The 8,359-nt window shown below is 38.0% G+C and carries 9 protein-coding genes; 2 read left to right on the plus strand and 7 right to left on the minus strand.

Going from position 1 to position 8,359, the window contains the following annotated elements; translation table 11 throughout:
• Positions 1–276: 276 nt before the first annotated feature.
• The 4 genes from ACWIX0_RS12060 to ACWIX0_RS12075 all read right to left on the minus strand — a co-directional run bounded on the left by ACWIX0_RS12060 (position 277) and on the right by ACWIX0_RS12075 (position 5,749).
• On the minus strand, positions 277–2,157 hold the full coding sequence (locus tag ACWIX0_RS12060; RefSeq protein WP_454174235.1) for a portal protein: 1,881 nt from the start codon (positions 2,155–2,157) through the stop codon (positions 277–279).
• Positions 2,158–2,298: 141 nt separating this feature from the next.
• Positions 2,299–3,267 (minus strand): hypothetical protein, encoded by a 969-nt coding sequence (locus ACWIX0_RS12065; RefSeq protein WP_454174236.1) that lies wholly within the window; start codon positions 3,265–3,267, stop codon positions 2,299–2,301.
• The gene (locus tag ACWIX0_RS12070) at positions 3,267–5,027 is read right to left on the minus strand and encodes a hypothetical protein (protein ID WP_454174237.1); all 1,761 of its coding nucleotides are present in this window, start codon (positions 5,025–5,027) and stop codon (positions 3,267–3,269) included. Before ACWIX0_RS12070 ends, ACWIX0_RS12065 begins: the two co-directional genes overlap by 1 nt.
• Before the next feature lie 2 nt (positions 5,028–5,029).
• Positions 5,030–5,749: a hypothetical protein gene (locus ACWIX0_RS12075; RefSeq protein ID WP_454174238.1), complete on the minus strand. Its 720-nt coding sequence runs from the start codon at positions 5,747–5,749 to the stop codon at positions 5,030–5,032.
• 70 nt (positions 5,750–5,819) lie between these two features.
• Between ACWIX0_RS12075 and ACWIX0_RS12080 the strand changes: the two genes are divergently transcribed.
• Entirely contained in the window at positions 5,820–6,116 is a 297-nt protein-coding gene (locus tag ACWIX0_RS12080; RefSeq protein ID WP_454174239.1) for a hypothetical protein, read from the plus strand.
• Positions 6,117–6,257: 141 nt separating this feature from the next.
• On the opposite strand, the gene ACWIX0_RS12085 is transcribed toward ACWIX0_RS12080, so the two are convergent.
• Together ACWIX0_RS12085 and ACWIX0_RS12090 are read right to left on the minus strand one after the other, a co-directional pair.
• Complete coding sequence (locus ACWIX0_RS12085) at positions 6,258–6,890, minus strand: hypothetical protein (RefSeq protein WP_454174240.1); 633 nt, start codon at positions 6,888–6,890, stop codon at positions 6,258–6,260.
• 11 nt (positions 6,891–6,901) lie between these two features.
• Positions 6,902–7,183, minus strand: coding sequence for a hypothetical protein (locus tag ACWIX0_RS12090; RefSeq protein ID WP_454174241.1), 282 nt, complete (start codon positions 7,181–7,183; stop codon positions 6,902–6,904).
• 230 nt (positions 7,184–7,413) lie between these two features.
• Between ACWIX0_RS12090 and ACWIX0_RS12095 the strand changes: the two genes are divergently transcribed.
• A complete protein-coding gene (locus ACWIX0_RS12095) occupies positions 7,414–7,701 on the plus strand; it encodes a hypothetical protein (RefSeq protein WP_454174242.1) in 288 nt (95 codons plus the stop codon).
• 38 nt (positions 7,702–7,739) lie between these two features.
• On the opposite strand, the gene ACWIX0_RS12100 is transcribed toward ACWIX0_RS12095, so the two are convergent.
• A partial coding sequence (locus tag ACWIX0_RS12100; RefSeq protein WP_454174243.1) for a hypothetical protein occupies positions 7,740–8,359 on the minus strand: 620 nt, incomplete at its 5' end.

Consider the following 8,359-nt stretch of genomic DNA (forward strand, 5'->3'; position numbering starts at 1 on the left):
GCAAAAAAGCCTTTTTCTTTGTTGTCTTGTGCTTCTTGTGTGTTTTTTAGATTTTTATCAGTGTCGTTTTTGGCTTCTTGCTGTGTGTTTTGGGGTAGATTTTCTTGTGTTTGTAGCTCGTTTTTGGTGTTTGGCATCTTTGCCTCCTTTGTGTTTTTTATAAAAAGGGGGTAAAATCTTACCCCTGCTAAACTTTGGGTTTAAGTTTTAGTTTGCAAAGGATTTTAGACAAAAATGCTAGTAAAAATAAAGGTGGCTAAAATCTTAGGCTAAAATCTATCTCATATCGATTTTGCCATAGCTTCCGCTTGCGTTTTTTAGCGCGACTTGTCCTCCGCTTAAGCCAGCTTTTTGTCCTGCGTTTTCCCCTGTGCTTATGCTTGCTCCCCCTTTGTCATCGTTTTTGCCCTGTGGATTTTGTGCTAGATTTTGCGCGTTTGTAGCGATTAGTTCGGCTTGGGCTTGGTTTTTTGCTGCTTTTGCTTCTAGCTCTGCGATTCGTGCTTCTAGCTGTGCTAGATTTAGTTCAGCTTGTTTTTGCTCTAGCGGGGCATTTGCTTGCGCTGCTTCTTGCTTGCTTTGCTCCACTTGTGCTAGCAATTCCTCGACATCAGCTACGATTGGGCTTTCGGTATCTTTTAGCATAAGCGGCAGCATCCCTTGCAGTAGCTCGGGCTGGACTTGTCCAAAAGTTTTCATCATTTCAGCCCAGTGTGTAAAGCGTTCCTCTCTGCCCTCTGCTTTTAGCGTGGTTTTAAAGATTAAATCAAATTTGCCTACTTTGATTTTATTGCTTTCATCGGTGTTTATGCTAAAAAATCGCTCGCCTGTTTTTTTATCTACGATTCTAAAAATCTGCTCTTTATCAAAATAATGCGTGATAAAATCTAGTGCTTTTTCAAAAATGAGCCTATCCATATCATCGCCACTTTTGATAAAGTCTTGTAAGCCCATAAGCCCTGCTTCTCTGCGCTGTGAGATAGCTACGCCACTTTGTCGATTGATTGCTACGCCTAAGGCTTCATCATTTAGCCCGCTTAGGATTTTGGCTAGATTCCGCTTCTCTGCGGTTTTTTGGCTTAGCTCATTGATTGCTGCGTGGTGTTGGACAAATTCTAGCCGTTTTTCTTTTAAGCTCCCCTCGCGTAAAAACACTACGGCATTATCACTGCCTGCTTGCCTTTTAAACTCATCAATATTATTAAAGCTGCCCTCCTCGACAAAGACTTTAAAACTTCCCATCATATTGATGATTTTATTTTCTGCAAAATTTATATAATCTTGCAAAGGCTTAATGTCTCTAAACATACCATACCATTGATTATTTTCATCAATGTTGTATTTTGCGACTATAAAAGGATTTTCGCCGTTTTTAAAAGGGCTTTGCTCATAGCTTAAAAGTTGGGATTTTTTCCAAATGTAGCGATTCCACGCGCTTTTTTGCTCGCCTTTGTTGTCTAAGTAGCGTTCAAAAATCCAGCTTTCAATCACTTCTGCGCGTTTTTCATCGGAGTTTGTGGCTTGCTCTAGCAAGATATTTTCCCCAAAAAGTGCGCGGGCTTGTGATTCATCTATGTTTGTGATTTTATGAAACCTGCGTGCGTCTTGTGCGTTTTTATCGGTGGAGTATTTATCGATTAAAAAACTATCTGCGGGCAAAGATTTTATGTCGATGATTTTATCGCCATTATCTTGCTTTACCCATAGTTCGCATACTGCCATACCAAACATTAAATCTTTATCGCGCTTTATGATTTCTTTGTCAAAATTATTTTGTTGGCTAAAGACTTTTAAAATATCATTTAGCAAGTTTGCTAAAGGTTTGTCCTCCTCTTGTCGCCCGCTTACTTTGATTTCTTGCAAAGACTGCGTTTTGTAGCCCAAAATCTTATCTACAATCATTTTATAAATGTTTTCTACTAAAGGCATTTGCCCTCGTGCGCGGATTTCAGCATAGATTTCTAAGGGCAGTTGGTTGCCGTGATAATAAGTTTTTGCCTCTTTATACTCTCTTATGCTTAGCTCGCTTGCCCTTTGGTCAGCTAAAAACATAGATTCTAGCTGTGTTATGCTAAATTTTGGCAGGGGTTTTGGTGTGGGTTTTTTCGCCTCGCCTTTGCTTGCTAGCTCGGCTTTTAGTCGCTTAAATATTTGCATTTTTAGCCTTTTGTTTGGGTTTTTTGCGCTTTTTTGCGTGCGTAAAAAAAATATACATAGATTTTAGACAAAAAGCGGGGGTAAAATAAAGGTGGCTAAGATTTTTTCTTGCTTTGTCTTTTTGTTTTGTTTTTTTTGCTTTTACTCGCTTTTTTCGGGCGTTTCGATAATTTTTAGCGGATTTTTTTCTAAAAAATCCAAATCTTTTTTAGCCTGCTCATAATCTTTACGCGCGGATTCTACTTTTGGGCTTAGATTTTGTGCGTCTTGTGTGTTTGATTCTAGCTCGGATTGTTTTTGCGTGATTAGCTCGTTTAAGTCGTTGATTTGGGTTTGTAAATCTTGGATTTTTGCGCTTTGTTCCTCGTTTGGATTTTTTATAGATTCTAGTTTTTCTAGCTCTTTTTGTAGCTCTTGTGTTTCTTTTTTTCGCAGGGGGATTTCATAGGCTAGATTTTCCGTATTATCTAGCGCGATATTTAGACTTGGATAGTTATTGCCTAAATCCACGCATAAGCCTTGCCCTGTGGTAATGTCATAAAGTCGCGCTAAAATCTCTAGCCTTTGGGTAAGGTTTTGGAGGGATTTTTGCGCGGTGTCTTGCTTTGATTCTAGCGCGGGCAAATCTTTTTCTAGGCTAGCTAGCCTTTCTTGTTGTTCTTGTGTGGGCTTTTTTAGTTTTTTTAGCTCGTTTATTTCATCTTGGGTTTGTTTGACTTGTGCTTGCAAGGTTTGCAGGGTGGATTCTCGCTGTGGCTTTTTTTCATTTAGCTCGGCGGTTTTATCGGTGCATTCGGTTTGCTTGCTTGCTATTTCGTTTTCAAAGTTGATTCTCTCTTGTTTTTGGGTTTGCTTTTTATCCACTAGCGCAAAGTCTATGCCTGCGATTTGGCTAGGGATTCTAGCCATATTTCTAAAATAAGCAAAATACAAAAACACTAATTGACTAGGGCTAAGCGTGCTTATATCTTTTGGCAACGCACAAGCAAAAGTATGGTCGCTTCGCTTTGGGTAGTCTTGCTCCTCAAATTCTCTTTCATAGCTTGTTAGCGCATAATTGCGATGATTATAGCTTGGGTTTGCTGGGTGTTTTTCTATATAGATTTTCATCAGCCACTCCCACTATCATCAGATACATATTTTCTATACGCCAAACGATATTTATTGCTTCTTTTTGCACAATAACAAGTAATATAAGTATCTCTTGTTTTTTGTATATCAAATTTTGGCATACCACTAAATCGCCCTGCGTCAATGTCTTTATAAATCCAGCCCCAAATAATATAAGGATTTCCTAGCAAAAATGGCGGGATTTTAGGGCTACCCCCTGCATAAACAAAAATATCATATTTATAAGTCGCTTCCCACGAACCTCCATCCGTGTCGCCTCCTCCGCTTTCAGTGTATAGATAGCTTGGGCTTGTGCTTTTGTCATTTCGCAAAACTTCGTAACTAAAGGCTTTATCCCCGCTGTGTCGTATTTTTGGGTTAATATAGTTTTCTATACCTAAATAAACACTAAACTTTTTATCATCATCGTTTTTAAATTTATTGACTTGTGCGAAATTTGTCTTTATAAAAGTGATAAAATCTAGGGCTTGGTGTGCGGGCGTGCTGTATCTATCTAAGCTCTGCTCAAAGATTTGATATTGCGCATCAAAAACCTGCATTAGCTTTGCTTTTGTATCCATTTTTGCTTCAAAATCATTCATCACGGTAGGATTTTTATACTTTTGCCCTTTGTTGTAGCTTTGCAAGGCGTGTAGCATACTCATTGTGCAAAAATTCTTTTGCCTGCGCTTTATGTGTGTATTGATTAGCCTTTCTTGGAGCTTTGCTGAGTCTATGGAGCTTCCACCTTCTGCCATAAAAAAGCCTTGTTTATTTATCGCTGAAATAAAGCTATTTATGCGTAAATTCCATTCTTTTATTTGATTTTGTAGCCTTACTTGTTCGCTTTGCATATCAAAAATCTCAACCCTTGCTAAAGAAAACTCAAAGCCTAAAAGATTTTGCATAAAGCTAACACCACCTGCTAGATTGACTTGGCTACGATTTTGGCATAGTTCATCGATTTCACTTGCTTGGGCTGTGCCTAAAAGCGCGTCATTTGGGTCATACGCCTGCGCGTAGCAAAAACTCTCACTTCCAGCCTTGCCCATTTCATAGCCTTGCCCCCCTGCAAACATCGCGCTAGGTTGATAAATAAGCATATTTGATATTTGCGCACTTCTTTTTCTAATGTCATTATTTATTTTTTGCAATGCCGTTGAAAAACTATTTACGCGATATTGCGCACCTAAATTTTGCGCGATTTTTATGTCAGCTACAAAACTTTGAAAAAGTGTCGTGGCTATGCCTACAACTGCCATTATCATACCTACGCCCAGCACCGTCAAAGTCCCAAAAGAAAAAATAGTCGCGCAAATCGTAAAAGCAATAGAAATAATCATTTGTTCAATGATAAAAATCCAACTTAACACTTCTAAAAATTTCACTAAGCCTTTGGGTAAGCAGGCGTTAGAATCTGTGATTTTGTGCGCGACATCGCGGAGGTGGTAAGCAATAATATGCGGTGGTATATCTAGCGGCTCATCGGGCAAAGAGTGGATTTCTAGCAAGTATTTCCATCCTCTGTGTCCATTATAAATCGTGTCTCGTTGTCTATCTCGACATACGCCTTTGCCCTTGCTTACATGCAAATCCCAATTTTTTCCTGTGTGTTTGTAGTAAAAATCCCCAGCCCTTTCGCACTCACTAGGGCTAGGGATATGCCCTCCGCGTCCTCGCGGGCGATAAGCGATGCTCATCCCGTGTCCGTCTTGTTGCCCTGCATAGACGATGCCTTGCGCGTTTGGTTGGACTGCCATAGTTATTCTCTTGTAAATGGTGTTTTTTCTTGCAAAATCTCGCCTTGTGTTTGTGGGGATTTTGTGCTAAAATTGCTTTGATTATCTTTTAAACGCGTTTTTTCGCCATCGGTCGTTGGCAACGCACTTTTTGTGCTAGTTTGCTGTGTAGAGTTTGACCTCTCTACTAAAGGATAATCACTCTTTTTTAGTAGCCTTGCATTTTCTTTGTTTGCTTTTTTTGCGCTCGTAGTCGTAGCGTGTCTAACTTGTAAAAACTTACTTGCATAATCTTTTTGTATTCCTATTTTGCCTAATTTTCCATTTTCTAAAATCCTGCCCATAAGCGCGATATTTGGCTGATTGTTTGTATAAAAATATTGTGGATTATTTTTTACTTCTTGGATAAGTTTATACACTTCGCTAGGCTTTGAAAAAGTTTCGGGGTGTTTTTTATATAAAAATTCTAAGTCGGCTTTGATTTGTTTGCTTGGGTTTATCCCTGCTACTTGTTTTATCCAGCCATCTAAACTAATATCTACATTATAGTCGCTTTGTGGCTTTGTGGTGTTTTTTTGCATTACAAAGCCTTTGCCTTTTGTGGTGTTTGCTTGCGCGGGAGGCGTGGATTTTTGCGCAGGCGTGTTTTTTGGCGTGGCTTGTGTGGGCTTGCTAGATTGTTTTGTGGAGGTTTTGGCTAGATTTTGCCAAAATGTTATTAGGCTTTTAGATAAAACTTGCATTGCGTCTCTTGTTGTGGTAAGATATTTTTTTTAATGTTACAAAACACAAAAAAAATATAAAAGGTGGCTAATGGAATTTTTACAAACATTAAAAAACTTTATCGGCTCGCCTGAAATGTGGGCTTTTTTGTTTGGTTATGCGCTTGGCATAAATTCTAAAATTGCAAAAATTTTGATAAAACGCATTAAGAAAAAAAGCTGGGAAAAAAAATGGATAAAACAAAGGCAAAAGCTAATTTTAAAAAACATAAAAAATCAAAATGATTTAGAAAATCTAAGCGCGGAGGAGCTAACGAATTTTATCGCTGAATGTGAAATGATGGATAAAAAATTAGGCGATTCTATCCCTAAGAATCCTCTTTGCTAGCTCGGCTTTAAGTCGCATTTTTTGCACTTCTAGTTTTTTTTTCTTTTTAAGCCATTTTTTGTATCCTTGTGGCTTTAAAAAAAGTAAAAAAACCGCACTTACAAAACCTAAAAAAGCTAATAAAAATTCCATTTTTTGCCTTTATTGCCTTGTAAAACTCGTTTGTAGATTAGAATCTAATGTATTTTGTGGTAATTGTTTGTTTGGGTTTAGCGCAGGATTTTTAAAATCCATTGCGTTTTTTAGATTTCTATCGCTGTAAAATGTTATAATCTCATCGCTAAGGGGTTTAGATAATTGCGGCAGGTTAGAGTTGCCCTCCCCCTTAGATTCTTTAGGCTTGTTTATCACTGCTCTAAATCTTACATTTTCTTTTTGCCATTCATAGATTCTTGCTCCGTTTTTATCGATAAAAGGCTCTTTGTGTGTTTGTAGATAATTCCTTAGGTTTTGCCCTAAATTTGCGACCTCATCAGGCGTTACATAGCCTTGTTGCTTAGAATCTGTGCTATGCTCTAGCCTTATGTGCGTGCCACCTTTATTTTTATTACCTTTGCTAAGTCTCAAAAATCGCGCTTCATCATTTGCTAAATCTATGTAAGTGGCATTTTTGCCATTATAAGTTACATTGTAGATTCCGCGCTGTTCTTTGTGGATTTGCTTTTGCGCAGGCGTGTTTTTTGGCGTGGCTTGTGTGGGCTTGCTAGATTGTTTTGTGGAGGTTTTGGCTAGATTTTGCCAAAATGTTATTAGGCTTTTAGATAAAACTTGCATTTTTTTGTCTTTTATTGCCTTGTGAAAAGGCTTTCACTAGGTGTGCTTAAATCAGGCGTGCTTAAATCATCGCTGCCTATTGTTTTTATGCTCGTGTCGCCCTCGTTGTTTGTCTCGTAGTAAAAGCCTGTGTTTTTGCTTTTTTTTAACGCCTCGTCAGCACTTTGTGCTAGATTTTGTTGTGCGTTTTGATAGTCGTTGTATTTTTGTTTTTCAAGCTCATCTTGTGTGTATGGTGTTTTGATTAAGCCTTTTTGTATAGCGTCGTTTAAAACACTGATAAAATTACTCATTTTTTATCCTTTTTTTGCTTTGATTTTAGATTGTTTGTTTGCTTTTTGCAAGGTGGCTTTTAGCCACTTTAAAACGGCTTAAAATCTGCGCTAAAATCACGCAAAAATCTTAAAAGGAGTTTTTATGGGTGCTTTTTTCGATGGCTTTATGGATTCTTTTATTTTGTTTTTTCTTTTTTCTCTCATTGTTTCGGGTATAATGTTTGGCATTTTTCGATAAAAGGATAAAAATGTGGGCAGATATAGTTGCAAATAAAGAGAATCTAAATTATATGCTAGGTTTTATTAGCGGTGGGCTTGTAGGCATCACTTTTACGCTTTTTTTGTTGCGACAAACGATAAAAAATTCGCGCGATTTAAGCGAGGTAGCAAAAGGTTTTAGCGACATCGCAAAAACTCATAGCAAAGAAACACGCAAAAATTTAGAGTTGCTACAAAAACAAAGAGAATCTTTAGAAAAAGAAAAGGCTATTTTTGAGGCTAGAGAGGCGCAAAAAGCCGTTTTTGGTAAAGAATAAAATCATTTTAGTTTTGTTTTTTGGCAAGCAAAAAAATCTTAAATATCCCTAATTTCTAAGCGCACTATGTCGCTTACCCACTCGCCTAGCTCATTTTTTGCTTCAAATAAAATATGTTGGTAGCCCTCGTTTTCTTGGCTATAAATCATCGTTTTTCCTTGCACGATTTCGCCATTTTGGATTGCGGTTTCGTTGCGCGTGGCAATAAGTGTTTTTAGCTCGTTTTCTTGCGTTTTTGCTAGATTTTGTTTTGTGGTTTTTTGCGTCTCAAGCGTGGTGATGCTTGCTTGGATTTTGGTTTTTTCTTTTTCATCTGCGCTTGTGGCTAGGGCGGTTTTGTTTTGATTGATTTGTGCGGTGGCTAGCTCGATAGCTTTGCGCGTGGATTCTAGCTGTGATTTTTTCTCTAAAATTTCAGGCGTTTCATAGTCGATTTTTGCCACTTCTTGCCCAAATCTAAATCTACAATTTTCTTGACTAAAAATGCTAAAGCCTAAAAGTTGGATTCTCTCATTTTTTTGGATTTCAAGGCGTGGAGTGTGGATAAAAACTTCGCGCACGCTATCTTTGCTATCTATCAAATTATCAGCCTTATTTTTTAGCGCGTCCAAAAGCAAGTCATAAGAATTTGGATTGCCGATATGCTCGCCGATGGCTT

It is taken from the genome of Helicobacter sp. T3_23-1059 (genome assembly GCF_053654515.1).

Coding starts and splice junctions, on each gene's coding strand:
- ACWIX0_RS12060 (WP_454174235.1), bottom strand. CDS start 2,157: ATGCAAATATTTAAGCGACTAAAAGCCGAGCTAGCAAGCAAAGGCGAG.
- ACWIX0_RS12065 (WP_454174236.1), bottom strand. CDS start 3,267: ATGAAAATCTATATAGAAAAACACCCAGCAAACCCAAGCTATAATCAT.
- ACWIX0_RS12070 (WP_454174237.1), bottom strand. CDS start 5,027: ATGGCAGTCCAACCAAACGCGCAAGGCATCGTCTATGCAGGGCAACAA.
- ACWIX0_RS12075 (WP_454174238.1), bottom strand. CDS start 5,749: ATGCAAGTTTTATCTAAAAGCCTAATAACATTTTGGCAAAATCTAGCC.
- ACWIX0_RS12080 (WP_454174239.1), top strand. CDS start 5,820: ATGGAATTTTTACAAACATTAAAAAACTTTATCGGCTCGCCTGAAATG.
- ACWIX0_RS12085 (WP_454174240.1), bottom strand. CDS start 6,890: ATGCAAGTTTTATCTAAAAGCCTAATAACATTTTGGCAAAATCTAGCC.
- ACWIX0_RS12090 (WP_454174241.1), bottom strand. CDS start 7,183: ATGAGTAATTTTATCAGTGTTTTAAACGACGCTATACAAAAAGGCTTA.
- ACWIX0_RS12095 (WP_454174242.1), top strand. CDS start 7,414: ATGTGGGCAGATATAGTTGCAAATAAAGAGAATCTAAATTATATGCTA.